Here is a 25,924-nt window from a genome sequence, read left to right on the forward strand (position 1 = left end):
AGTTAAGCGCAAAAAAAAGCCCGCTGATTTGCGGGCTTCCATCAATCATTAACGCTAGATAATTAGCCTTTGTAACGCTGCATCACCAACGTACAGTTTGTGCCACCAAAGCCGAAGCTATTCGACATAACCGTATTTAATTTTGCATCACGTGTTGTAGTGACTACGTCCATACCTTTTGCGGCTTCATCGAGAGTTTCAATGTTTATAGATGGGGCGATAAAATCGTTTTCCATCATCAACAAACTATAGATCGCCTCGTTTACACCCGCTGCACCAAGAGCATGACCCGTCATTGCTTTAGTTGCGCTTAGTGGTGGTACTTTATCGCCAAAGACTTGGCCAATCGCCCATAACTCCTTTACATCACCGACTGGAGTAGAGGTGCCGTGAGTATTAATATAATCGATAGGCTCATCAAGCCCTTCCATTGCCTGATGCATACAACGAACTGCGCCTTCACCTGAAGGAGCAACCATATCAGCACCATCTGATGTAGCACCATAACCGACAATTTCGCCGTAAATTTTAGCGCCACGAGCCAATGCATGCTCTAGCTCTTCAACTACAACCATACCGCCGCCGCCTGCACCGACGAAACCGTCACGATTAGCGTCATAGGTACGTGATGCCTTACTTGGATCATCATTGTACTTGGTAGAAAGTGCTCCCATAGCGTCAAATTCCATAGACAAAGTCCAATGTAATTCTTCACCGCCACCGGCAAAAATAATATCTTGCTTACCAAGCTGAATTTGCTCTAGCGCGTTGCCAATACAGTGTGCACTGGTGGAACATGCAGAACTAATTGAATAGTTAACACCTTTGATTTTGAATGGCGTCGCCAAACAAGCAGATACAGTACTGCCCATACAGCGCGTCACCATGTAAGGTCCTACGCGGCGTAAGCCTTTTTCACGCAAAATATCGACTGCTTCTACTTGGTGCTGAGAAGATGCGCCGCCTGAACCGGCAATAATACCAGTGCGTACGTTAGATACCATTTCAGGCGTAAGACCTGAATCTTCCACCGCTTGTTGCATAGCAATGTATGCATAGCCCGCCGCATCCCCCATAAAGCGTAATGTTTTACGGTCGATGTGGTCAGCTAAGTTAATATCAACTTTACCCCAAACATGACTACGCATGCCATTTTCGGCAAACTGTTCAGAATACGTGATGCCAGAACGTCCCTCTCTAAGGGACTGCGTGACTTCATTTTTGTTGTTACCAATACTAGAAACTATACCTAGTCCGGTGATAACCGCTCTTCTCATGATTAACCCTTCAAGCAAAAAATTGCTGCTTATAAAATTGCCGCATATGGTAACGATTTTAACGTCGCAACTGGTCTGCTCTTCTGTGTATAAAAATCATACATAGTGCCTACAGTTCAACAAATCATCACCGGTTAAAATAGCAATACAGTTTGGTTTATATAGACTGTTTGGTTTGTTCAGACAGTTACCTTAAACTATCGTGCTTTTGAAGACTAGTCCAAGCATACGCGGAGACCCACCCGATTGACCATTAAAACAGCATATATTGAATTTAATACCGATGGCACACCACTGGCCACGGATTTTGACGATATTTATTTTTCCGCTGCCGGCGGCGCGGCCGAAGCCGAACACGTCTTCATTCTGAATAATCAATTGCTCGAACGTTGGTCGCACTGGTCAAAAAATACGTTCGTTATAACCGAAACTGGTTTTGGTACAGGACTAAATTTTTTAGTCACCCTAGCTGCTTTTAGTCAATTTATTAAACAGAATCCCGATATTCATTTTAACCTACATTTTATTAGTACAGAAAAATTTCCGCTAAACCGCAAAGACTTAGTGCAGGCATTGGGGGCTTTTGTTCAATTTAATGACTTAGCAAATGAACTTATTAACCAGTATCCCATGCCTTTAACTGGCTGTCATCGAATGACCTTTTGTAATAATCGGGTGATTTTAGATTTATGGCTGGGTGATATCCATGATTCACTCCCGCAAATATATGTGGATCAAAAGGGATTAGTAGATGCGTGGTTTTTGGACGGTTTTGCGCCCAGCAAGAATCCACAAATGTGGACTCAAGCGTTATTCGAACAAATGGCCAGACTTGCCTGCAACGATTGCACATTTTCTACATTTACAGCCGCTGGCTTTGTTAAACGCGGCTTGCGAGATGTCGGCTTTGCCGTTGAAAAACGTAAGGGCCATGGTCGTAAACGCGAAATGCTCGCGGGACATATTACTCATCCAAATAGTGAACGACAACAAGCCAAATATTACCATCGATCGGCCTATAGCGGTGCTATTACGAAGTCTTTAGAATCGGAGACAAAACCGACCGTTGCCATCATAGGTGCTGGTATTGCTGGGGCTACAGCGGCCTATGCATTGGCGCAAAGAGGGTTTCAATGTGACATCTATTTCAACGACGCAACTCCCGCACAAGGCGCCTCCGGTAATCCTCAGGCTGGGTTTTATCCTCAATTGAATGTAGATGCCAGCCACAGCAGTCAAATTAATGCCCATAGCTTCGTATACGCTTCAGGTGTTTATCGAAAACTGTTAGCTGGCGGTTATAATTTTGCCCATCAGTGGTGCGGAGTATTACAGCTTGGGTTCAAGCCCGCTTTGGCAGCACGCTACGCAAAACTAATTGACAACAATATTTGGCCCGAAGAATTAGTCCGATATGTAGACTCACAGCAAGCCCAACAGATAAGTAAATGCGATATGCCCTACAGTGGATTGTTTATGCCTTTAGGCGGCTGGATTGACCCCGCCCAATTAGTCAAAGCGCTATTTAGCGCTGCAGGGGATTTGAGCCAAACCACATTACATAATAATCAGGCATTGACCGGACTTGCACGACATAACAAGCAGTGGCAATTAAACTTTGATTGCTTAGCTGAAAATGCTCATAACAAACAATGCCAAGCCAACGCTGATATTGTTATCTACGCCACTGGGGCCCAAAGCCAAAGTGTAACCGATTTGCGTGATTTCCCCTTGCGTATGGTTCGCGGTCAAGTTGAAGCGATACCTACCCAGCCAGCCTTAGCTAACCTGAATACAGTACTGTGCCATAAAGGATATTTAACCCCAGAATATCAAGGGCAACATGCTTTAGGTTCGACTTACGTAAAAGATGATGTGGCGTCGGATTATCGACTTGAAGAACAAACAAAAAACTTGGCGACTCATTATCAATCTCTTGAAAAATGCCCATGGGCACAGAATGTTGAAGGAAATGGGACTGGCCGCGCAGCGGTGCGTTGTAGCTCACCAGATCACCTACCATTAGTCGGTGCATTGGCTGATATTACTAAGCAAAAAAGTGAATTGGTGGATTTATATAAAGCATTTCCCCAAACTCAGTACCCCCAAGGAAGCGACTTGCCAAACCTATTTATGCTCACCGGTTTAGGCTCTAGAGGATTAACGACTGCCCCAATGATGGCCGAGATACTGGCCAGCCAAATCAGTGGTCAGCCATTGCCTTTACCTAATGATTTACTAAATACCTTAAACCCTAACCGCTTTCTTATTCGACAGCTTATTCGCCGAGAAATATAGCGCGGTTGAAAGATGAAAACATCACCAAAACACCGAACTTAGAATCTAAGCGAGCGACAGAGAACCCCCGCCTGCTCGCCTAACTAAAAGAGATAAAACTGAGGGCAATCCAGCTCTCATTTTTACCGTTAATCAACCTAGACTTCATTCAGCCCGACTAAACAACTGTTGCCATAAAGCTGAGACTTCGATTTGATCCTGGCCTAACACTTCATTCTTTGCGTATGCCTTTTCTAAGCTTTTTAACATGTAAGTATTTAGCGTTTCTAGCGAGAAGTCATCTAATCCCAAGGCGTTGCTGCCCACTAATGAAAAATGCCCCGTTAAATAACTGGCAATAAACAACTCTTGGTCGCTGCCGTCAATTACCACGCTGTCGAGGTAGGCTTGGGTCGAATCTACAAAGTCATCGAACGCTTGTTTTGTCACATCACTGTTTATTGATTCATTCATTACTCTTTCTAAAGTCCTATAACAATGTAAGTTAGTACATAGGCCGAAAATATATGTTCAACCTATTCAAATTTAGCAATCGGATACAATACTTGGTCTTTGTACCCTGTGGTTACACTTATCAAGCCCGCGAGCTTTGCATCTAGTGCGATATCACCGGTATCTGCTATAAGGGGTTTATTATTCAGTGCCTGTAACTTTCCCTTAGTCGCGACAACTAAAAAGTTCTCGCGACCGATTTGCCGCAATACTGCTGAAGTAAGTTGTTGATTACCGCGACCAAAAATATGCCCCTGTCCACCAATTAAAGTAATTACTAAGGTGGTAGGTGTCTTGGCAGTATGTTTCAGTAACACATTGGCGGAAACATCACTGGCTACTAGCTGGCCGTTTTGCACTATATCAACCCCTAGTAAGGTATTGGTCAAGTTGAGCTCTTGCATGATGAAGTCAACAGTTGAACCTGATCCCATAACAAATAACCGTTCGGGATGCTCATCCATAAACTCGATAACTTGGGCGGCGATATCCGCTAACACTAATTCATTGGACTCTCTTCCGCCCATTTTTACTGCCTGCATATAACGTAGCTCACTGGGTACGCGCATCTCGCCGTACTGGCGAGCGTTAACACGACCTTGGCGAAACAAAACTTCATCTATATCCATAACGTCAGCGTCTTGCAGTGTGACAATTTGTCCCTGAATCAACATAGCGACCACACGCCCTGCGGCTTGTGGCGTCACCGCATACACACCTGAATGAATTTTACAGCCCGCTGGCACGCCCAACACAGGTAACGTTGCAGCAATAATATGACAAATATTGCGTGCGGTACCATCTCCACCAGCGAACAATAGCAAGTCGACATGGTGTGCTTTTAGCACTTGTGCGCACCGTTCTGTATCAGCCGCTTCGCTTTGTAAGGTTTGTTGCTGGTACACCACTGTGTAATCAAAGCCTAGGTCGGCGGCTAAGGATCCGCCCATTTCACCGGCCGCGGTAAAAATATGTAATTGTGTCTTAAAAGGAAGTAACTCTTCGAGGGCTAAGCGGGTACGACTATTTGCTAACTTTTGTGCGCCTAATGCCAAAGCTTGCGCACGCGTATCAAAACCATCACTGCCTTTTAAAGCTACACTGCCGCCAATACCAGCAAACGGATTAATAATAAGACCTAACTTAAATTGTGTTTTCTTCATCGTAGTGACTCCTCCATTAGGTTAGCGAGATCACTTGGCAGCGTAAACTTAGCTGAAGTGATATCCCCAGAGCCATAGAATTCAGCTAATAACTTAATAAACAATGCCGCCCTAGGAGGAAAACCATCTCGCAGGTACCGCATCACTTGTTTGTACACATTTAGGGTAAAGGCTTTCGTGTCAGGCTCAGCACCGTTTAAATTATCCGTGCTGACGCGAAATGGTTTATTAGCCGCGACAGAAAATGCCCATTCAATTGCTTGAGGTTTTATTTCAACTTGCTCGAATTGTTTTTGTTGTTGCTCGCTGCGACCATCGGGGCAATACCAATAACCATAATCGTTGAGCAAACGCCGTTGTGCTCCGGCTATGCACCAATGTGCTATTTCATGCAGCGCACTGGCAAAATAACCATGCGCAAAAATCACTTGGTGATAAACACAACTGCCACCTGCGGGGATATATTCTGGTTCATCTAGGCCCTTAACCAACCGGGTATTTTCACTTTTACCAAAGGCAGCATAAAATAACGCGATAGCATCTTGATAACGATGTGGCACGTGATGTAATTCACAGTGACTTACATCACGTGACGGTTCTGGGGAAGTTAAGGTATTCATTAGGGGCGGCATTCTACCGAACCCCATGCTATAAACTCAAGCCGATAAACGTTCTATTGTGTTACCTCTTGCTTTGCGTCAAGCTATAGACAGAACTATTTTTCATCTTATCTACTAGGACATACCATGCTAAAAGGTATCGTAAAACCGCTATTAATCGCCTGCGCGTTCAGCGTTGCTTCTGCTCAGGCATTTGACGTTAAACATACTTCTGTGGCGCCAGTTATCGATGGACAACCAGACGCGATTTGGCAGCAAGTAAAGTGGCACGATATGCCGTATTTGATGGACGGCACCTTGCCTGAAAAAGCAGATTTTAATGGCCGTTATCGTTTATTGTGGGATGAAAATTACTTGTACTTACAAGCTGAAATTACCGACGATACGTTAATTGACACCCATGCAGATCCCCTAGATCGTTACTGGGATGATGATGCTCTTGAGATTTTTGTTGATGGCGATGCATCAGGTGGAATTCATCAGTTCAACCACACTGCATTGGCATATCACATTGGTCTTGATAACCAAGCAGCTGATATTGGCGATGATGAAAAAGCGCATCTGTATAACGATCACATCAACAGCAGTTGGAAGCGCCAATTAGACGCACCCAATACTGTATTGTGGGAAGTGGCAATCAAACGTTATCCGAATGACTATACCGATGCTAAGCCAAAAGCACCCATTTTGCTTAAAGCAGGCGATATCATGGGTTTTATGCTGGCCTATTGTGACAATGATGGCAGCGACGTCCGAGAGCATTTTATGGGCGACCATGACTTTGACGCGCAAAATGGCAGCAAAAACCTAGGTTTCATCACCGCCGACGTATTCGGTAAAATTACCCTTAAAAAATAATGCCCATTTTCGCTATGGCTCTAGCAAGTCTAAATCAAGCTTGTTAATTACATGCAGGATTTAATCTCACAAATTTCTCGCCACTTACGCACGGTGGCTGAAGTTCAAAATGTAGCCCTCGAAACGGGACTACTGCCACTCGTTAAGAGCCTACAAAAGTGGCAAACGCTCCGCATGCAGGCCACTCATCAGGCCCTACTCAATGATCCGCACCATGCACCCGCACTGCGTTTTTTTGTTGAACAAATATACGGTCCACAAAATTTTGGCCAAAGAGATGCCGACATTGTCCGGGTAGTGCCCAAAATGCATAAATATATGCCTGATAAGGCACTAAGTTCGTTAGCGTCAGCTCTTCGCTTACAAGCGTTGTCCTTTGAATTGGATTACGCTGTGGCCGTTAAGTTAAAAGAACAAGCTACGTCTAGGCTCATTTTAATTGACCGCCAGAGCTACGCACAGGCTTATCTTGCGGGTGATAATTTACTCCTACGCCAAGAGCAAATAGCATTATTAAATACCTTAGGGGTTAACCTGCGTGACGCCGTCGCTGTAAAAGGTGTGACCTTGATGCTTGCTTTGTCAAAGCACCCAGCTAAAGTAAAAGGCTTACACACGCTACATCAATTTTTGCAAAGTGGCTTCAAAGCGTTTAAGAGAATCCCCAATAGTGAGTTGTTTATGCAAGATATTGTGACTAAAGAGCAGCGCCTTATGTCACTATTATTTGCCCAGCGGGGGGGAAACCCGTTACCTTATGTGCCTAATACTGAAATTACACTCGAGACATAAGCTAATATGCCAATTCCCTCAGAGCAACTTGCTTGGCTACACTCAAAGCCTTTTATCTGCCAATGGCAAATCAGTCCTGAACAAATTGATCACTATAATCATGTCAATAATGTGGCCTATGTCAGCCAACTTGAACGCACCGCGTGGGCTCACTCCAATGCATTAGGACTAAGTATCGAGCAATATCAGGAACTGGATCGAGGCATGGCTATCAGCCGTCACGAAATTGATTATCTTGCCGCAGCATTGCTGGGGGATACCCTCGCTTGCGCGACTTGGATAATAAGCTGTGATAACAAACTAAAACTGGCCAGACACTTTCAATTTATTCGGCTTAGCGATGGCTTAACCATGCTAAAAGCGAGAACAGAATTTGTCTGTATTGCCCTAAGCTCAGGTAGACCTAAGCGAATGCCGAAAATATTTATCGACACGTACATTGGCGCAATGATCCCTGATGACTGTGAATAAATCCAAATGGAAATAAGCAGTAAAAATAGCTATGCCAGACACCCAAATTATGATGCTTTCAAGTCGATGAGTTAACTTAGCATGACTAAAATGCATACTACGCTGTTGTTACTCCTTATCGCTTCATTGGTTATTAATATCTATCAATACACAGAACGAATCGATACAACGACAATATATGTATCTGAAAGAGACACCGCTGAAGGCCTGGATTCCGAGCGCGAAAAATCTAGCGAGCAGGAAAACCCAGGTGCCAATAATAACCCTGATGATCTTCTTGCTCGCGACCAGTCTTACCAAATAGAGTCTAAACAGCATATTACTAAAAAATTCTCCCTCGATCGCCGAGAGGCTTATTTAGCCCAAGTGCAGCATTGGCTAGCGGCTCAGGAATACGCCAAGATAGACGAGTTTTTGCCGCTTTATCTGCGCCAACACCCGCAAGATATTGACTTTTTATTGCTCGAAGCCGAATATATCATCCACACCAGCTTATTAAGTGACGCGATTATTCATTATCAAAGCTTGCTGAGCTTACCATTAAGTGCAGCCCAGCAAGAGCAAGTACAGCAAACGGTTACCCGTTTAACTGAAGAAACGATAGTTCAACTCAAACAAGCCAATTCCTGGGATATTCTAGCGCAATTCGTAGAGCCATTGTTGCAAGTCAGTCCTACTAGTCGCTCGCTTATATTGGCCCTTGCAACTGCTTATGCACGCCAACAACAAGCCAACCTAATGGAAAATGTATTGGCGTCCATTCGCTATGATGATCCCCAGGCCATGCGTATTCGACAGCTCATTGAGCGAACCGACCAATCAATAACCGAACCTAATCGTGACTCGCGGCTTTCTAAGCCACTTTCAGATTCCTCACGTCTCAGCGGAGGTACCCGCATAGCACTACAGAAGTATGGCGACCAATATGTGGTGCCTACTCGTCTAAGCGGCCATCAAGTAAATTTTTTAATCGATACCGGCGCATCGACAACTGTAATTTCGCGACAAAAATTTAAGCAGATTTTTAAAACGACTGTAACCAAGTTCGTCGGGCAATTTAACGTGCAAACGGCCAATGGTACTGTGCGCTCACCTATGTATCAATTTGCCTCACTAGAGATTGCGAATGTTCGCGTTAAAAATATCAACATAATGGTGTTACCCCTTGACGAGCTAGCTTATAGCGATGGCTTGTTAGGCATGAATTTTCTGCGGGAGTTTGATTTTAGAATTGATCAACAAAATGCTCAGTTGTATTTACGCTGAGTTGAATTAGTGAGATTTAGTCCAAGGAAACGGTTAACACGGATAGCTGGCGCTATCCGCGACGACGCCGATATTTGTTAGCAGGTAAAATGCCGCATTTATTCCTCTTCGCTAGGGCCTGCAATACGCGCCTTACGTTCTTGTTCTTCTTCGAACGCAGCTTTAATTTCTTCTAGAACGGTGTCTACATCAGCTTCATCGTCAGGGAAATCAAAATGCCCCGTTAGCTGGGTATCAGGCTCAAGTTCACCGGATTCAAACAACGCCCACATTTCTTCAGCGTAGTGCGTATCTTTCAACTCTGGGGCAAACTGGCCATAATATTCAGTCATATTGCGCACATCACGCTGCAACATGCTAAACGCATTGTTATTAGCGGCAGCGTCGACCACTTGCGGTAAATCGATAATAACTGGGCCGTATGCATCAACTAAGACGTTGAATTCAGATAAATCTCCGTGCACCAAGCCGGCCAGAAGCATTCGCATAACATACACCATTACCACTGCGTGATCTTCTATGGCTTGCTCAGCAGACATAGCAACATCGTTTAAACGCGGCGCCACATCTCCGTCATCGTCGGTAATTAGTTCCATCAGCAGCACGCCGTCATAGCACCCGTAAGGCTCAGGGACGCGCACACCGGCTTTCGCCAGGGTAAATAAGGCATCTACTTCTGTATTTTGCCAAGCATCTTCTTGCTGCTTACGGCCAAACTTAGAGCCCTTTTCCATGGCACGGGCACGGCGCGTATTACGCACTTTACGGCCTTCTTGATATTGCGCTGCTTTTTTAAAGCTGCGCTTCATCGCTTCTTTATATACTTTGGCACAGCGGATTTCTTTACCACACAGTACAGCGTACACTGTGGCTTCTTTACCACTCATTAGCTGGTAAAGCACTTCGTCGACAAGGCCATCATCAACCAGTGGTTGGATTCGTTTTGGTATTTTCATGGCGCCGTTATACAGCAGTTAAGGCATGCTTGGAATAGCAGCAAAAGATTGTCATACACTTACTCAATGAAACACCTTAGAAATGAAGTTAGATATTGGCTTTGAACGAAAGCTGAGTTACGACTCTGTCGTGGTAACTTTTAGGATCTCGTCATCAATTAAAAGCAGGTTGAAACGCTCACACTTTGCATTAGATTAATCTGCTAATGTTTCAATATCAAGTGCTTAAACGGCGTCTCGACAAAATCCTTGGCATTGATCCTAACAAACTTATCTTAACAAACGTTCCATAAACATTAAGTCAATTAATCTTGCTTGAAAATCAATATTTTAAAGCTATCTCTACTACAAACTGCGCATCAGTGTTGCCGGAGTGCGCGAAGTGCTATGCTGCACCTTAGGCTTTGTTGTTCACGCCATTAGGAACCCCATGAAGATAAAAATCCCAAAATGTTTTTTGTTAGTTAGTTACCTTTCATTAGTAAGTTTGGGCGCAGCCGACGCCGCTAGTGTTCATCCATTAGAGCAAACCACTGGGTTAAAACGCTTTGATGCATCACAGCGTTTAGGTATAGACCAAAATAGCCGCAGTACCATGGACATAAAACATATCCATATTGGCGATAACGCTCTCGCCAGCGCCATAATTCTGTATGATCAAGGAGCAAAGCTTCACCATATTGCCCGCAGTACCCGCAGTGATAAAGTTCGCTTAAGTTTTTATCAACCCTACCAAACCTCACGCTTAGAACAACGAGTAGAGCTACACTTTAATAAATTTAACGGTTTCATTAATGAAATAAAAAGCCTGTATACCGTTGAAAGCGCTTATATAGGCATCAAAGACGTATTAAAAGATGTGCTCGCATCAGCGGTTTCTAAGTATGGAGAACCTCTCACGATTGAGACTGCACGCAACCAAATCAGCACGCAGCAAGGTGATGTGCCGCTTCATAGTTTTATAGCAGCGTTAAACCCAAGAGAAGATGTTGCGAATGACGTTATTGAATACTTCGAAGCGTTGGAAGTATCACGCAGTTCTAAATTTGTCAGTGATGATACCGGGTACGCTGTATTGCACAGTGGCTTTAACCGATGCTATGTGTGGCAAATACAGAATTACAATGAAGTGCTAACGTTGTGCTCGTTCGACCCATCGGCAGCCAATTCAGCTAATCGCGGGGTAGAATTGTCATTGATTGATTTTGCAGTACAGGAAAAAATTGCTTCCACTGAAAAAATCAAAAGTGAATTATCGTTAAGCTTGTAAGCTGTGACAGCTATTTATCGGCACTAAAAACCGCGAATATTATAATTTATAAGCAAAATGGGGCTGTCAAATGTGTCGTTTCAAGACATAATTCGGCTTCTGTCCTTAAAACGAACAAACTAGGAAAAATAAATGACTGTAAAACGTATTGGTCATCGCTACATCGATGCCGCCAGTGGTAAAACGTTAGATGTGTGGTTTCCCCGCGCGAACATCCAAATTGCGCGTAGCTGCCTGGCGCAAAAAGTCGGCTTGATTAACAGCGATTTCGTTGAAATTGAACTTGAAATTGACGGCGCGCCAAAAACCATCGAAGACGCTTACCTGCGTTTGCATTTGTTATCTGAAGGCACAGTGCAACCAAATTGCATCAACCTAACTGGCATATTTGGTTTATTGACTAATGTAGCCTGGACCTCAGCAGGCCCGGTATTACCGAACAAAGTCGACGAGCTTCGCGGTGCCATTGCCAATGAGCACCACCATTTAAGCATTACCTCTATTGACAAATTCCCGCGCATGACCGATTACGTTATTCCTGAGGGCGTACGAATTGGTGATGCAGACCGTGTACGTTTAGGCGCACATTTAGCTGCTGGCAGCACGGTAATGCATGAAGGTTTCGTGAACTTCAATGCTGGTACACTAGGGAGCTCTATGGTTGAAGGGCGTATTTCTCAAGGAGTGGTAGTAGGCGACGGTTCTGACATCGGCGGCGGTGCATCCACTATGGGCACATTGTCTGGCGGTGGTAAAACCATTAACGCTATTGGTAAAAATAGTATGGTCGGTGCCAATGCGGGTATCGGCATTTCACTCGGTGATGATTGTATCGTGGAAGCCGGTCTTTACATTACCGCTGGTACCAAAGTTAAAACCCCAGATGGTGAAATCGTATCTGCACGTCAGTTATCAGGTATGAACGGCTTGTTATTCCGTCGCAACAGTCAAAGCGGCTCCGTTGAAGCTATTGTTGCAGACTCATCTAAGTGGGGCGGGCTCAACGCCAGCTTGCACAGCAACGATTAAGTACCTTTAACCCTCTGATAAATAATTTATAAAGAGAGGGATAAAAAACCAGCTAATTAGCTGGTTTTTTTGTGCTTAGAAGGAATAGTAGACCCCGTGGATACCCTCTGGGGACTGGTACTATTAATATGCCAGCTTATATCAATCAAACCACTGACGTGTACGGTTGGCAAAATATACCAAAGACAACATGACGGGTACTTCGACTAACACTCCCACTACCGTGGCCAACGCTGCGCCTGAGTGTAACCCAAACAACGATATTGCTACGGCTACCGCCAATTCAAAAAAGTTAGACGAACCAATCATACTCGCGGGTGCCGCCACATTATGGGGTAAGCGCAGGCGTTTTGCTGCGTAGTAAGTAATAGCAAAAATGCCATAGGTTTGCAGTAATAAAGGGATCGCAATTAAAACAATCATTTGTGGCTGCTCTAGAATCGTTTGCGCTTGAAATCCAAATAGCAGAACGACTGTCGCCAATAAGCCAATAATTGACCAAGGCTTCAATACACTTACAAATTTAGCGATCCGTGCATCGCCAGTTTGTGACTCGCCACTAACGGTACGTTTATTCAACCAAAAGCGCGTCATCGCTCCCGCCACTAAAGGCAAGAGTACGTACAACACCACAGAAATAATCAACGTTTCCCACGGTACTTGAATATCACTCATTCCTAGCAACAAAGCACTAATCGGTGCGAACGCGAAAATCATGATGATGTCGTTCACCGATACCTGCACCAAAGTATAATTTGCATCACCTTTGGTTAGTTGGCTCCATATAAAAACCATGGCCGTACACGGCGCCACGCCAAGTAAAATCATGCCCGCGATATATTCGTTCGCAGTTTGAGGGTCAACCCAATCGGCAAATATTCCTTTAAAAAATAGCCAACCTAAAGCGGCCATGGTGAATGGTTTAACCAACCAATTAATCACCAATGTCAGTATTAAGCCTCTGGGTTTGCGTCCCACATCTTTGATAGACGAAAAATCGATTTGGATCATCATCGGGTAAATCATCAACCAAATCAGTACCGCCACCACCAAATTAACATGGGCATATTCAAATCCTGCCACCACGGCAAATAACGCTGGCTGCATACTGCCTAACAGCACGCCAGCAGCAATACTTAGCGCGACCCACACTGATAAATAACGTTCAAATAAACCCATAACACTTGCCTTATTCTTTGCTTAAATTATATCGACCGTTGATTTACGCGCTGACTAACCTGCTCGGCGCTTTCTACTCTTTCAGAATAACGATCTACCAAGTAATCAGCGTTATCTCGTGTCAGCAAGGTAAACTTCATCAGCTCTTCCAACACATCCACAATACGGTTGTAATAAGGTGATGGTTTCATCTGGTCATTATCGTCGAACTCCATAAAGGCTCTTGCCACCGAAGACTGGTTAGGTATGGTTAACATACGCATCCAACGACCCAAAATACGCATCTGATTTACCGCATTAAATGACTGAGAACCACCGGAAACTTGCATGACCGCCAAGGCTTTTCCCTGGGTAGGTCTCACTCCACCTAACGACAAAGGCACCCAATCAATTTGGCTTTTCATGATGCCCGTCATAGCACCGTGGCGTTCAGGTGAACACCACACCTGTCCTTCTGACCACAGCATAAGGTCTCGCAATTCAACGACTTTAGGGTGCGTTTCATCTTCTGCGTCCGGTAAGGGTAAACCTGTCGGATCAAATATCCGAGTATCTGCGCCCATGGCGTTGAGTAATCTGGCGCTCTCTTGAACCACTAAGCGACTAAACGAACGCGCTCGAAGTGAGCCATACAACAACAGGATCCGTGGTTTGTGCTTTGATCCAGCGGTTTTGAAATTATCTGAAGACGGGACGACGAATGACTCAGGCGCTATATTTTCAGATACGTTTACCAATGGCGCTGGTGAGCCAATTGGATTGACACCGGGCATTATCGTGCTCCTAGTACAGAAAAGGCATCACGCAATGCCTGAGGATTTTTCGCATCTAGATCCATGCTCAACATGGTCTGCACTCGTTGGGTAATCTGTTCGATTGTTGCGCGAAAAGCGTGGGCGATTTCCTCGTCATTACCCGCCAATTTTGATGGATCTGACAAGCCCCAGTGCACCTTAACACTATTGCCAAACCATAATGGACAAGCCTCACCGGCGGCACTGTCACAAACGGTGATGACCACATCTGGAGAAAATGCTTCAAATTCATCCCAGGACTGGCTCTTTAGTCCGTTGGTTGCAATGCCCGCTTCCTGTAAGTATTTAATCGACAATGGATGCACCTCACCAACGGGCTGACTGCCAGCGCTGCGGGCGTCAAACTTGCCTCGTCCAACATGATTGGTAATGGCCTCAGATAAAATACTGCGACAGCGATTATGGGTACAAATAAAAAGGATTTTTAACATGATATAGCTCTACAATTTTCCGTTATTTAGCGGATGATGATTTAATAGTGTTAGCGTAATTGGCTGCTCTACCGTACTGGGCAATCCGTCAATCACAACACTCATTTTGCTTGGCAATATTTAAATTGGTAATACAGTCATTCAAATACGCCTCTGTATTGTGTGCAGTTGTTTGCAGCACGGTCATTGCCCATTCCGGCATTTTTGGATTAATGGAGTAATAAACCCACTTCCCTCGCCGTTCATCAAGCAAAATATGGCAGCGGCGTAAATCAGCTAAATGGCGCGACACTTTGGGCTGACTCAATTCCAAAGCAGTAATTAAATCGCATACACACAATTCTTCCTCAAGGTAAATTAACATCAACGCCTTAAGTCGTGTGTCGTCAGACAAACATTTATAAAACGAAAGTGGGGACAAAATCGGGGTAGACATAAAACGCTCCGCAGCTTGATATACGAAATATCATATATATGTTTTATCGAATGTCAATTATTCATTCAAACAAATAGAACGAATGATCTAAAAGGATCACCCGAAGCATAATATTCGTTACTTTTATGTAAGGGGCTGGCATTTGCCTGCAATAACAAGGTATAACAAACACCTATACCGTAGATAAAACGATTACTGATACGGAAAAACTATGTTTACAAGCAACAACTTCATCGGTGATTGGCTTCCCGTTGTTATTACATTGATTATTTTTGGGCTGCTCACCTGGTTAGTGCAAGCCGTATTCTTTAATAAGCTAAAACACACGGGAGATGAGAATATATTTGCTCGTCAGCTTGGCATGTTAACGCTAATGCTAGTGGGCCTGATCACTGTGGTCATTATGCTACCGGTATCAGAGAGTCTAGAGTTACAAATATTAAGTTTAATAGGCTTAGTGCTTTCTGGTTTACTGGCATTTTCCTCTACCACTTTGTTTAGCAACCTGATGGCCGGCGCATTAATGCGCTTCACTCAGCCTTTTCGTACTGGCGACTTTATTAGTTTTGATACCTTCTTTGGCCGCGTGACAGAATTAGGTCTGTTTGATTGTGAAATTCAAACTGAAACTCGAGAACTGGTATCTATTCCTAATAATCTGTTGATCAACAAACCCCTTAGCGTGATCCGTCGTTCAGGTACGATTATTAGCGTCGAATTATCCTTAGGTTATGATCTGCATCACAGCAAGATAGATACGTTATTATTACAAGCTGCCAAACAAACTGGTTTAGAGGACCCCTTTGTGCATGTGACGCAACTCGGCGATTTTTCCGTTACTTACCGTGTCAGTGGTCTATTAGTGGAAATCAAAAACCTACTCACTGCCCGTTCAAACTTTCACCGTCATGTGCTTGATTGCTTACACGACAATGATATAGAAATCATGTCACCTACCTTTGTTAGCCAACACGCTGGCCCTGACGTAGAGCGCAAAATTGCCCACTCTCCAGGGTTTAATCAGATTCAAAATGACAACACCGCAGAAGACGTGGTCTTTGACAAAGCCGAACAAGCTCAACAGCAAGCAACCGATAAAGTCGATTTACTAGAGCAAATTAAGACCCTAGAAAGCAAAATTCCCGAGGCCGAAAAAGATCAACGTAAAGCCATGGAAAAGCGCATCGACACGTTAAAACAAGAACTTGCTGAGATCAAAAACGTAGTAGAAACGCCAGAGGATGAATAGTGATAAGGTCAGTGACGAGATAAATTGGATTGAGAGTCAGCTAACTAGGTATTTTTTTTTGACCTAAGCAGCACATATTTACAAAGCCTACGGTAAACCCATCATGCTCGATAATCTTTGGAGGTAGTGTTGCAACATGTTTAATACGCATTTTCCCTCACTGCACTACCCTGTAGAAAGTTAAAACTCTTCTCGCATGGCTCGCCTAGACGCCTTATCAACCAACGTGAAGCACTTGTCGATTTGATCTTTTTTGCTAGACGTTTGATGTCCAATAACTTTTACAAACGTGCATGTTCTGCCAGCAGTAAATCGATAAAACGCCTTATATAACTGATAATTATTCAACCGCTTATTGGAATTAGTGAAGAAATCAGTATCCTCGAGTCGAGCCTGTCTGCTCGGTAAATCTATGATATTTTGTGAGTCGGTATATACAGTCAAACTTGTGTCTTTATCACTAACCAACGCATCTATTTCAGCCAATGCCCATAACAGGGTTTGTAATTCCAGTTTGGTCGAACTTGTTTGTTCGAAACGTTTAATTTTAACCTGTTCTTTAAGGGTATCATTCGACATAGTCAGCTCAGATACAAGTAGGTAAGCGCCATAACCGACTTGTATCTGAGTGTTGACGCTACCGTCAGTAAACAACCGTAAATGGGCCATGATTTGTCCGTTTGATTGTGGGGTAGCGTCAACGCTAACATTAGCTTTTGTAGCAATATAATAATCGACGAGTTAGGTTAATTAATGCGTTATATCTTAAGAATACATCTATTAAGGTGACCCGCATCCCGTTACACTGGATTTTTGCATTTATAAAAAAGCTTATGACCACAGCGTTCACCTACTCCACGACCTATTTACTCGATAAAAGCCATTATATTGAAACCTACGAAGCATCGGTTCCGGCGGATAATTCAAAGAAAGTCTATCTGATTGCGGTTCTACTCGCACTAGTAGGCTTGGCTGTTCTTATGTTGACTGAGATAAACGCCTTTGTGGCTTGGTTTATTATCGCGCTAGGCGGCTTAGAAGTCTTTAGTATTCGTTTTAAAAAACCGTGGTGGCTGGCCAGGCAATTAATTAGCAAAGCAGCGAATACAGAACTCACACTCACAATTGACGAACATGGCATTAGCAGTAAATCTATTCACGTTCAAAACACGCTAGCCTGGAGCGATATCAGCAAAATAGAAGTTACCAAAAACGGCTGGTTGCTCTACCACAACAATAGCAAAAACTACCTATCCTCTAGGGCGCTATCGGATGAAGCCAAAGCGTTTTTAACGACAAAAACACAGTTAATAAACTCTTTAGCAATTTAGTAAGAATACCGACCTCAAGGCACCGGGTACCCGGTACTCGGTACTCGGTACTCGGTACTCGGTACTCGGTACTGTAATAATCATCATAACTCAATTATTGATACCCCTCTTTTAAGGTATCAGAGATCCACTCTGCTCGGGCCCTAAATACATATCCTTGACGCATATAGAACATCAAACTTGCCGTCACTTTTATTGGGAAATATCGAACAAGGTTAAGCAATTAATATTTCAGCCGAGGGTTATCAGCAATAACCCGAAACGCTCTTAAAACTGTCCGTACTAATTACTTCTGCTAGCTGTTTTTCTTATGAAAGTCGGCAGAGAATACTTAATGAAGTTCATTGCAGGCTTCTCAAACAAAAGAAAAGACCCAATCGAAGTTATCGTTAATATAACAAAAAATAACGTGAAATTGCTCAGTGGCGATAAGCCTAAATCGCCTACGATGTATTTCTCATAAATTTGATGGATTGGTATCTGTAATATATATAGTGAAAAGCTTGCCTCACCTAAAAGCAAAAGTGGCCGAGCACTAAACATTCGTATTAATTGCGAACGACATATAGACACTGCAATAATAAAAAGCAGAAACAACGGCGCGAAAAAGCTTGAACTGAAAGCAAATTCCAACTCAAAAAAGTTTGATATTTCAGTTTCGTTATTTAGTAAAATAACTAATATTGCCGTACTTACACCAACAATAAAAAATGAAACAGTATTATTTGTAATCAAATAGTTCTTTTCTAAAACCCACATTGCACCATAAATCCCGATGATAAAACTGCAAAAATGGGTGAGAGGAAAATAGTAGATTAAATCGTGTGAAAACGACGGGAACCCACCGTAGAAACCAGCAGATAAAACCCCTGTAGTTATTATTTGTGTAACACCCCACACCAACAATGAAGCTACCATCATATGTTTAACTGACAAATTTCGAGACTTAATGCCATATAATAAAAATGGAAACGTTAGATAAAAAAAAGCTTCTACAGAAAGTGACCATCCAGTTCCATTTATAGATAGAGGGTGAGGAGAGAACCAAGCCTGCAGGAGCGATAAATTTAAAACCAAGGATAAGTTATCTACCTCTTTCCCTTGTAAATAAGATGAAGTCACCATCAGAACTATCGCTAATATATAGACTGGCATTATTCTAGCTATCCTTGCCCACCAGTACGATTTATTATTTATTTCTTTATTAAAATAGGATATTCCCATAACAAATCCTGACAGCACAAAGAAAAATGTCACCATTTGCGGTCCTGCGGCTAATGCACCACGAAAGCCAGTGGCATCAGTTCCAAAATGAAAAATAACAACTATTGAAGCCGCTATATATCTAAAAAAAGTTAATTCATCAATTCTCATTATTCACTCATACCTGAAATTATTTAAGACTGTTAACCTCCTCTGCAACAAAGCAAATTTGATGACGTTTTTTAGCCGTCAGTGCAATAAAGTGACAGCAAATTTGTTTAGACGGTACCTGCTGCTAATCACTAGAGCATTATTTACAAATAGTCTTTTCTATTCTTGTAATTTCATTAGAGATAACGAATACCTGGGTATACAGAAATATAATCTGCAGTGCATACTTTTTTAACAAAAAAGACGCAAAAAAAGTAATAAATAACAAATCGTTGCTCTTTATTAATTTTGACGAACCATTTTATTTCCTCGCAGCACCCTAGTGTCACAGGCCTGCACAAGATTTAATACAATTCAAATAAATGTCGCGAGTGAACCGTATATGCATCATAAGTGTTTGCAGGAAAGTAGCTCGCCCTAGTTAGAGTTTGGAAAATACCATAAATAACAACGAGCAAAACTTATATAATATACATTAGTACGCGGATTCTATAGCGTCGGGATCGGTGTTAGCGCTTTAGTAAACAACCGATTCTGCTTGGCATACATCCATGTCACCACAAAAAACACTAATGCCACTGCAGCACAAATTAATTCAAATTGATCCCCAAGTATCTCTCGATATTTCTTGGACCAAAACAAAGCAAAAAAGCCATGAGCGGTCAGCAAAAATCCACACCAGAAATTAATCCGTTTTGCCCAGTTAGTTTGAGTCAAACCATACCAAGCCAAATTCCCAAGCAGCACAGTGACAACCAACAAGATCGTAGGAATAATATAATGCTTACCGATGGCAAAGGTTTGCAATACACCCAAAGCCGTAATTAAAGCTAGCAACGCCATAAACCAATCTAAAGAATTTGCCCAACTAAGTGATTTTTTCATAATGCCGCCGTTATTATTATTGTGGGGCTTATGCTACTGCAAAATATTGGGTAAACACCAGTGCAAAATAAACTAAGCTCATACGCAGCAGACATACTGTTGCGAATTTATTGCTTTACTAACATTACGTCACGGGTCCCATCATCAAGCATACAGTCACTTTCAATTGCGTTTATTTTATTGTCGACCGTTCTATCAAACGCCCCTGTTGCAATGGCCGCACGACTACCGTACTCCCCTAAAATAACGTTCAGTAAAATTGAAGTTGGCAAGACAGAAGCAACACCATTAACTAATTTTTCTCGCGTCGTCGTTTTTTGTAATTCAAGGGTCGCAATATCGAGATGAGCTTGAGCACAATCAACAGCCTTATTCAAATGTCCCTGAACCTGTTCATGGCGCTTTACGGCTGACGCACAGCCTGACAAAAAGAACAACGCTATGATCGCTAGCATCAGTAATGATTTCATATGAAATAGCCGTCAGCTTAAAAATTAATGACCGCAGTGTAGACAGGTTATTTTTCAAACAAAAGGGTGTCGCAGTTATTGTTAATGAATAGTGATACCCGGTATACTTTTGTGATAATTAGCAGCGCAAAGCGAGCCAGCTTCCAACTTTTAAAGCGAAGGTTTAGGACACTAATGCGCTAATCGACACGAGGATGAAAGTTTCAAAAGGTGTTTTGTAAAATAAGTGGCCAAACTCAACGGTAAAATCGTATTGATTGTAACGGACTTTCAACAACCCATCTTTTACGCGGAAGGTATTACCATAATTATCCCCTGTTGGGTGGTGATTAATTTTCACCACCCTATCATCTAAATTTTTACCATTAAAAAGAGTTACCCATTCATGTGGCTCGTTATTATTTGAGTGGGTATATGCATTAGAATTTATATAAATAAGCTATCATTAACTTATTTTCGGTGGCGCTATCCACTAACGGGCTGTCTTTTATCTCGTCACCTAGACTCGTGATACTGCCATCAATAAAAACCGAACTGCTTCTATCAAACAGGTATGCCACGCGCACGCCGAGTTCTATGTTCACGGTCGCCTCACCGGTATAAGCTGAGCGAGCAACAGTGGCCTCATGGGACTGAACACCGTATTGAAAATCAACGTAATTGTCATCCAACCAAACAGCGACAATGCGCGGCGAAACCATAATTTGCTGGTCGAATATCCATCTTTTGTCTACACCAAGGCTGAAATAATATCCATCTCTGTCGCCTGATACGTCGCTCATCCATTGGGCGTACACATCGAGCCAAGGGTTTTGCCACTGGGCTTTAGCGCCTATACCAAAGCCGCCTTCTCGCTCGTCCATTCCCTGTAAAATCGGGGTATCATCAATGTCATCATCATCGTAGCCTCCAAAATCGTAACGACCGGTGAGACTAAATTTTATTTGCTGAGCCTTATCGATTATCACGCTAGGCAGTTTGATGTCGATACTTGGACCAAACCAGCGGACATATTGGCTTTCGTAACTTAAAAATGGAATGACAACGGTGTTCCTATCAATACCTGTAATGCCCTGTTGCTGGCTTATTGCACCTATTCCAATCCCCCATCGAGAAGTATTATTATCTGGTCTACCCCCTCTATATTCAGCAGCGTTAGCGAGCGCCATTACAGGAGCGCAGAATCCCAAGACCAAGATCAGAGTGCTGGACGTTATTCGGTGCTTGAATACAGTAATATTGGATAAATAGGGTATTGGCATAAAGCGTTCTCCAAGCTAAATCAAACCCGCTATAATATTCGGCGATTGCTAATGATCATGCGCGTATAATCATTACATTTTAGTCAGGCTGCAACACATTCCTAAACGTGGAACGGTTAAAGATAGGTATACCCACCCCATAAAGCCCTATGGATATAACGGGGCGAGAGCGGGATTAAAACATCCCCAACGTCACAATCAACTTGCCATTTTCTACTACGACTGACTCTAGCGTTGCTTTGGCTAATTTTTGTTTTAGATCAGCATCATTTAACACATAAATAGGACGTGACTCTAAAATAGTCCCCACCACAGATTGCAGCAGTTTCTTAATCTCATTTTGCTGGCTCTGGGACACTTTATGTAAGTTCAGCTCCACCAGCTTAGCATTGGTAAAATACAACGCGCCCTGCTCTTGGTTATACGCCAGGCTACCAGTGATGTAGGTACTGCCTGTACCACCATATGCGCCTAGAGCACTAGCCTTAATATTTGCCCCGATACCTATTTCATTAGTAGCATCGAGCAAATTGAGACGCGGTTCAGACAGAGTCATGGTCACAAAAAACTTGGTTCGTGTCATGGGCATGATGGTATTTACCATCTCTTGTAGTTCGGCTTCAGTAAACTCTTTGGTATAGGCATTGGCCTGCGACCAGCTGAGCGTTAAGGAAATTATAAGCCCAAATAAATACTTCAATCATCACCCCTTTTTCTGCTACTTTTCACTTCAAATTGTCTAGCATTGATACTACCTCTTGCCATTGGTTGTATGCCAGCATTTCATTTAAACACGAAGGTTAGTTATCATTCATTTTTTGAATAATGTCGAATAGTCTAATTTAGCGCAGAAAATTCTGATAAAAGGCTAGTTTTTAGGCAAACCTTTGATAATGTAATTCCTTTGATCACTCAACTAAACCGACGTAATATAAGGAGCATCCCATGAAAAAGGAAACGATCTGCATTCACGAGGGTTATGTAACCGACCCTACAACCAAGTCCTGCGCTGTCCCAATTTACCAAACCGTTGCTTATGAGTTCGATAATGCTCAACACGGTGCAGATTTATTCGATTTAGCCGTTCCTGGCAATATTTACACCCGTATTATGAATCCCACGTGGGATGTGCTTGAAAAACGTGTGGCTGCCCTTGAAGGTGGTGTTGCAGCGCTGGTTGTTTCAGCGGGAAGTGCTGCCATTAACTATGCTATTTTAACCATCGCAGAAGCGGGCGATAACATAGTAGCGACTCCGCAATTATACGGTGGCACCTACACCTTATTCGCGCATTTATTGCCTAAATTAGGTATAGAGGTGCGCTTCGCAGATTCAGATAAAGCCGAAGATTTAGCCAAGCTAATGGATGATAAAACCAAAGCGGTTTTCTGCGAAACCATCGGCAACCCCGCAGGTAACATAGTCGACATTGAGCCCATTGCCACAATGGCCCATGAACATGGCGTACCATTAATCGTCGATAACACCGTCGCCACTCCAGCACTATTAAACCCAATTGAATATGGCGCAGACATAGTCGTACACTCGCTGACCAAATACATGGGTGGCCATGGCAATTCATTGGGCGGTATTATCGTTGATTCAGGCAAATTTCCATGGACAGAGCATAAGAAACGCTTTGCTATGCTAAATGAGCCCGAGCCTGCTTATCACGGCGTAGTGTATACCCGAGAATTTGGTGCGGCAGCATTTATTGCCCGAGCGCGCACCGTTCCTTTGAGAAATACCGGAGCCGCGTTATCCCCAATTAATGCATTTATGCTGATGCAAGGCATGGAAACCTTACCCCTGCGCATGGAACGTCATTGTGATAACGCCATAGCAGTTGCAAGGTATTTAAAAGCCCATCCAAAAGTAGAATGGGTCAGTTATGCGGGTCTTGAAGGGGATAAGTATTATGACATGGCGCAAAAATACCTTAACGGTCGTCCATCATCCTTAATGACCTTTGGTATCAAAGGCGGTTTTGATGCTGGGGTGAAGTTTTACGATGCCCTTAAGCTTATCAAACGTTTAGTGAATATTGGTGATACCAAAACCCTCGCTTGCCACCCAGCCTCGACGACCCATAGACAATTAAATGAAGGTGAACTAAAAAGTGCGGGTATCAGTTCAGAAATGCTGCGCTTATGCATAGGAATTGAGCATATCGATGACATACAAGCAGACTTAGAACAGGCGTTTGACGCTGTGTAAAAGCGCTAACAATATCAGCCCGCTGGTTCGAATGAATGAACCAGTCGGCTTTTGCACGCAAGGGAACCCTATCAATTGTTTAACTTATAGCGCCTTGCTCACAAAAAAATATCTAAAAGTCATGATATTTAAAAATTGCTCAACATATAATCCAACTTAAATAAGCTTAAACGTATCCACGGAACTGGAAAAATATGACCTACCTGCAACTAGCCTATTTTCACCTTGCCACAGTATTGCCTGCATTTTTAATAGGAACGTATTTACTGGCCAATCGTAAAGGCACGCCAAAACACCGTTTATTGGGCAAAATTTATATGAGCTTAATGCTAATAACTGCGCTTTCAACGTTGTTTATGAGAGCCGAAGTAGGCCCTATGATCATTGGTCACTTTGGCTATGTGCACCTGTTCAGTTTGTTGGTTTTATATGCCGTACCCAGCGCTTATATTGCGGTTCGTAAAGGTAATATCGCTAAGCATAAACGCAGTATGGTGTTGCTCTATGTTGGGGCGATACTCCTCGCTGGCGGTTTTACCTTTATGCCCGGCAGAATGATGCATACCTGGTTTTTTGGCTGATTGCGGGCGAAAACAAGCAATACTATAAAAGAAGAAAAGAGATACTAGGTTACCCTTTGTTTTTAGGCCTAGTATCGCTCAAAGCATCCGATTACTTTATAAGGATACTTCCTGCTGCATTTTTACAACGCCTGTATCATCTTTAATGCTCATCGTCACTTTTGGATGCTTGTCACTCCAGTCAATATCCAGCACCCCATAATTGGCTTTGGAAAACCCTTGACCCACGCGATGCTTGTTTGGACTCACTTGCTTCCACTCTTCCGTTAAACCCGACGAGGTCATTTCCCAAAGAGCTTGACCGTTTTCAAAGTGGACCTGGCTAAGCTCACTCCAGTGCGTATCGCCACTGACAATGACCAAATTGCTGATTTCATACTTCACTAACAGATCAAGCAAGCGTTGACGCTCTATTGGGAAGTTGGCCCATGACTCCCATCCACTAAATTCCGGTAAAAGCTGTAAACTTGAGGCTAAAATTCGCACATCTGCCGGTTGTTGCAACTGTTCTTCTAGCCATTGCCATTGAGCATTACCGAGCATTTTTTGACTTGCATCTGTGTGCGGCAAGTACGGTCCTAAATGTTGCGGGGCTTTTACCTGCCTATATTCGCTAGGCGTAACATGGGCTAACGCATCTCGGTTCCACCGTAAATCAGGCATGATGACTTGTATCCGCTTGGGGGCGCTGCCGAACATGTAGCTAGTATAAATACCATCAGACCGGGTACGTCTGATACTATCTTGTGGCTCGTTAAAATAATCGAGCATAATTTGACGTGAGGCTTCTTTCTGCGGATAGGTTTTCCCCCCATCGTTTTGACCGAAATCGTGGTCATCCCACATACCAATAGTTGGTGTAGCAGCAAGCATTTTCTGCATGCCGGGCTTAGCCCATTGCTTTTGATATTTAGCCTTCAGCAAAGCCATATCTTCGGTATCACCGTAAATATTATCCCCCAACAACATTAATAAATCGGCCTGCTCTTCTAGCATCGGTTGCCAAATAGGCTGGTCTTTATCTTGGTGTGAGCATGAGCCAATCAACACCTTGAATTGATGTTTGTCTGCAGAACTGACTGTCAGTACATTAGTACTATTGGGCGCTGGTGCATCGCTGCTAATGGGCATTGATGTAGTGGTGCAAGCGACACTGGTGAGACAGAATGCACTCGCAATACATATTTTAATTGATTTCATCA

Annotated in this window: 27 protein-coding genes; 11 read left to right on the forward strand and 16 right to left on the reverse strand. The window is 43.2% G+C overall.

Going from position 1 to position 25,924, the window contains the following annotated elements:
- Window positions 1-62 precede the first annotated feature (62 nt).
- Window positions 63-1,277, reverse strand: coding sequence for a beta-ketoacyl-ACP synthase I (gene fabB, locus GQR89_RS16470; RefSeq protein ID WP_158771049.1), 1,215 nt, complete (start codon window positions 1,275-1,277; stop codon window positions 63-65).
- A gap of 246 nt (window positions 1,278-1,523) precedes the next feature.
- Between fabB and mnmC the strand changes: the two genes are divergently transcribed.
- Window positions 1,524-3,575, forward strand: coding sequence for a bifunctional tRNA (5-methylaminomethyl-2-thiouridine)(34)-methyltransferase MnmD/FAD-dependent 5-carboxymethylaminomethyl-2-thiouridine(34) oxidoreductase MnmC (gene mnmC / locus GQR89_RS16475; protein ID WP_158771050.1), 2,052 nt, complete (start codon window positions 1,524-1,526; stop codon window positions 3,573-3,575).
- A 144-nt stretch (window positions 3,576-3,719) separates the two neighbouring features.
- Here mnmC and GQR89_RS16480 read toward each other — a convergent pair whose 3' ends face one another.
- The 3 genes from GQR89_RS16480 to GQR89_RS16490 form a co-directional block, all read right to left on the reverse strand.
- Window positions 3,720-4,028 carry a YfcL family protein gene (locus tag GQR89_RS16480; RefSeq protein ID WP_158771051.1) on the reverse strand — a complete coding sequence of 103 codons (309 nt, stop codon included), beginning with the start codon at window positions 4,026-4,028 and terminating at the stop codon, window positions 3,720-3,722.
- A gap of 62 nt (window positions 4,029-4,090) precedes the next feature.
- Window positions 4,091-5,230: an ATP-NAD kinase family protein gene (locus GQR89_RS16485; RefSeq protein WP_158771052.1), complete on the reverse strand. Its 1,140-nt coding sequence runs from the start codon at window positions 5,228-5,230 to the stop codon at window positions 4,091-4,093.
- Entirely contained in the window at window positions 5,227-5,850 is a 624-nt protein-coding gene (locus GQR89_RS16490; RefSeq protein ID WP_158771053.1) for an elongation factor P hydroxylase, read from the reverse strand. The genes GQR89_RS16485 and GQR89_RS16490 overlap by 4 nt, the downstream gene beginning before the upstream one ends.
- A 126-nt stretch (window positions 5,851-5,976) precedes the next feature.
- Here GQR89_RS16490 and GQR89_RS16495 point away from each other — a divergent pair, with 126 nt between their 5' ends.
- The 4 genes from GQR89_RS16495 to GQR89_RS16510 all read left to right on the forward strand — a co-directional run bounded on the left by GQR89_RS16495 (window position 5,977) and on the right by GQR89_RS16510 (window position 9,237).
- On the forward strand, window positions 5,977-6,708 hold the full coding sequence (locus tag GQR89_RS16495; RefSeq protein WP_158771054.1) for a sugar-binding protein: 732 nt from the start codon (window positions 5,977-5,979) through the stop codon (window positions 6,706-6,708).
- A 51-nt stretch (window positions 6,709-6,759) separates the two neighbouring features.
- Window positions 6,760-7,500 carry a hypothetical protein gene (locus GQR89_RS16500; RefSeq protein WP_158771055.1) on the forward strand — a complete coding sequence of 247 codons (741 nt, stop codon included), beginning with the start codon at window positions 6,760-6,762 and terminating at the stop codon, window positions 7,498-7,500.
- 6 nt (window positions 7,501-7,506) lie between these two features.
- On the forward strand, window positions 7,507-7,971 hold the full coding sequence (locus tag GQR89_RS16505) for a thioesterase family protein (protein WP_158771056.1): 465 nt from the start codon (window positions 7,507-7,509) through the stop codon (window positions 7,969-7,971).
- Window positions 7,972-8,052: 81 nt separating this feature from the next.
- Window positions 8,053-9,237 carry a TIGR02281 family clan AA aspartic protease gene (locus tag GQR89_RS16510; RefSeq protein ID WP_158771057.1) on the forward strand — a complete coding sequence of 395 codons (1,185 nt, stop codon included), beginning with the start codon at window positions 8,053-8,055 and terminating at the stop codon, window positions 9,235-9,237.
- A 98-nt stretch (window positions 9,238-9,335) separates the two neighbouring features.
- Here GQR89_RS16510 and GQR89_RS16515 read toward each other — a convergent pair whose 3' ends face one another.
- Window positions 9,336-10,193, reverse strand: a complete 858-nt coding sequence (locus tag GQR89_RS16515; RefSeq protein WP_158771058.1) for a PA4780 family RIO1-like protein kinase — start codon at window positions 10,191-10,193, stop codon at window positions 9,336-9,338.
- A 430-nt stretch (window positions 10,194-10,623) separates the two neighbouring features.
- On the opposite strand from GQR89_RS16515, the gene GQR89_RS16520 reads away from it, so the two are divergent.
- Window positions 10,624-11,463, forward strand: a complete 840-nt coding sequence (locus GQR89_RS16520; protein ID WP_199271335.1) for a hypothetical protein — start codon at window positions 10,624-10,626, stop codon at window positions 11,461-11,463.
- Window positions 11,464-11,595: 132 nt separating this feature from the next.
- A complete protein-coding gene (locus GQR89_RS16525) occupies window positions 11,596-12,492 on the forward strand; it encodes a DapH/DapD/GlmU-related protein (RefSeq protein ID WP_158771059.1) in 897 nt (298 codons plus the stop codon).
- Between the two features lie 141 nt (window positions 12,493-12,633).
- Here the strand turns inward: GQR89_RS16525 and arsB are convergent, their stop codons facing one another.
- From arsB to GQR89_RS16545, 4 genes are all read right to left on the reverse strand, one after another.
- Window positions 12,634-13,671 carry an ACR3 family arsenite efflux transporter gene (arsB, locus tag GQR89_RS16530; RefSeq protein WP_158771060.1) on the reverse strand — a complete coding sequence of 346 codons (1,038 nt, stop codon included), beginning with the start codon at window positions 13,669-13,671 and terminating at the stop codon, window positions 12,634-12,636.
- 26 nt (window positions 13,672-13,697) lie between these two features.
- Window positions 13,698-14,444, reverse strand: a complete 747-nt coding sequence (gene arsH / locus GQR89_RS16535) for an arsenical resistance protein ArsH (RefSeq protein WP_158771061.1) — start codon at window positions 14,442-14,444, stop codon at window positions 13,698-13,700.
- Window positions 14,444-14,917, reverse strand: a complete 474-nt coding sequence (locus GQR89_RS16540; RefSeq protein WP_158771062.1) for an arsenate reductase ArsC — start codon at window positions 14,915-14,917, stop codon at window positions 14,444-14,446. Before GQR89_RS16540 ends, arsH begins: the two co-directional genes overlap by 1 nt.
- An 88-nt stretch (window positions 14,918-15,005) precedes the next feature.
- Window positions 15,006-15,353: a metalloregulator ArsR/SmtB family transcription factor gene (locus GQR89_RS16545; RefSeq protein ID WP_158771063.1), complete on the reverse strand. Its 348-nt coding sequence runs from the start codon at window positions 15,351-15,353 to the stop codon at window positions 15,006-15,008.
- Window positions 15,354-15,564: 211 nt separating this feature from the next.
- On the opposite strand from GQR89_RS16545, the gene GQR89_RS16550 reads away from it, so the two are divergent.
- Complete coding sequence (locus tag GQR89_RS16550; protein WP_158771064.1) at window positions 15,565-16,602, forward strand: mechanosensitive ion channel family protein; 1,038 nt, start codon at window positions 15,565-15,567, stop codon at window positions 16,600-16,602.
- A 180-nt stretch (window positions 16,603-16,782) separates the two neighbouring features.
- Here GQR89_RS16550 and GQR89_RS16555 read toward each other — a convergent pair whose 3' ends face one another.
- Window positions 16,783-17,271, reverse strand: a complete 489-nt coding sequence (locus GQR89_RS16555) for a ribonuclease HI (RefSeq protein ID WP_158771065.1) — start codon at window positions 17,269-17,271, stop codon at window positions 16,783-16,785.
- Between the two features lie 164 nt (window positions 17,272-17,435).
- Between GQR89_RS16555 and GQR89_RS16560 the strand changes: the two genes are divergently transcribed.
- Window positions 17,436-17,933, forward strand: coding sequence for a YcxB family protein (locus GQR89_RS16560; protein WP_158771066.1), 498 nt, complete (start codon window positions 17,436-17,438; stop codon window positions 17,931-17,933).
- Between the two features lie 282 nt (window positions 17,934-18,215).
- Here GQR89_RS16560 and GQR89_RS16565 read toward each other — a convergent pair whose 3' ends face one another.
- The 5 genes from GQR89_RS16565 to GQR89_RS16585 all read right to left on the reverse strand — a co-directional run bounded on the left by GQR89_RS16565 (window position 18,216) and on the right by GQR89_RS16585 (window position 22,624).
- On the reverse strand, window positions 18,216-19,307 hold the full coding sequence (locus GQR89_RS16565) for an acyltransferase (RefSeq protein WP_158771067.1): 1,092 nt from the start codon (window positions 19,305-19,307) through the stop codon (window positions 18,216-18,218).
- Window positions 19,308-19,796: 489 nt separating this feature from the next.
- On the reverse strand, window positions 19,797-20,192 hold the full coding sequence (locus tag GQR89_RS16570) for a hypothetical protein (RefSeq protein WP_158771068.1): 396 nt from the start codon (window positions 20,190-20,192) through the stop codon (window positions 19,797-19,799).
- 107 nt (window positions 20,193-20,299) lie between these two features.
- The gene (locus GQR89_RS16575; RefSeq protein WP_158771069.1) at window positions 20,300-20,662 is read right to left on the reverse strand and encodes a hypothetical protein; all 363 of its coding nucleotides are present in this window, start codon (window positions 20,660-20,662) and stop codon (window positions 20,300-20,302) included.
- Between the two features lie 419 nt (window positions 20,663-21,081).
- On the reverse strand, window positions 21,082-21,924 hold the full coding sequence (locus GQR89_RS16580; RefSeq protein ID WP_158771070.1) for a MipA/OmpV family protein: 843 nt from the start codon (window positions 21,922-21,924) through the stop codon (window positions 21,082-21,084).
- A gap of 175 nt (window positions 21,925-22,099) precedes the next feature.
- Window positions 22,100-22,624: a DUF1439 domain-containing protein gene (locus tag GQR89_RS16585; protein ID WP_158771071.1), complete on the reverse strand. Its 525-nt coding sequence runs from the start codon at window positions 22,622-22,624 to the stop codon at window positions 22,100-22,102.
- A gap of 245 nt (window positions 22,625-22,869) precedes the next feature.
- Between GQR89_RS16585 and GQR89_RS16590 the strand changes: the two genes are divergently transcribed.
- Together GQR89_RS16590 and GQR89_RS16595 are read left to right on the forward strand one after the other, a co-directional pair.
- A complete protein-coding gene (locus GQR89_RS16590; RefSeq protein ID WP_158771072.1) occupies window positions 22,870-24,141 on the forward strand; it encodes an O-acetylhomoserine aminocarboxypropyltransferase/cysteine synthase family protein in 1,272 nt (423 codons plus the stop codon).
- A gap of 194 nt (window positions 24,142-24,335) precedes the next feature.
- Window positions 24,336-24,722 carry a DUF2306 domain-containing protein gene (locus GQR89_RS16595; RefSeq protein WP_158771073.1) on the forward strand — a complete coding sequence of 129 codons (387 nt, stop codon included), beginning with the start codon at window positions 24,336-24,338 and terminating at the stop codon, window positions 24,720-24,722.
- A gap of 96 nt (window positions 24,723-24,818) precedes the next feature.
- On the opposite strand, the gene GQR89_RS16600 is transcribed toward GQR89_RS16595, so the two are convergent.
- Window positions 24,819-25,922, reverse strand: coding sequence for an alkaline phosphatase D family protein (locus tag GQR89_RS16600; protein ID WP_233269003.1), 1,104 nt, complete (start codon window positions 25,920-25,922; stop codon window positions 24,819-24,821).
- Between the last annotated feature and the right edge of the window lie 2 nt (window positions 25,923-25,924).

The sequence above is a fragment of the Paraglaciecola sp. L1A13 genome, assembly GCF_009796745.1.
Taxonomy (GTDB): Bacteria; Pseudomonadota; Gammaproteobacteria; order Enterobacterales; family Alteromonadaceae; genus Paraglaciecola.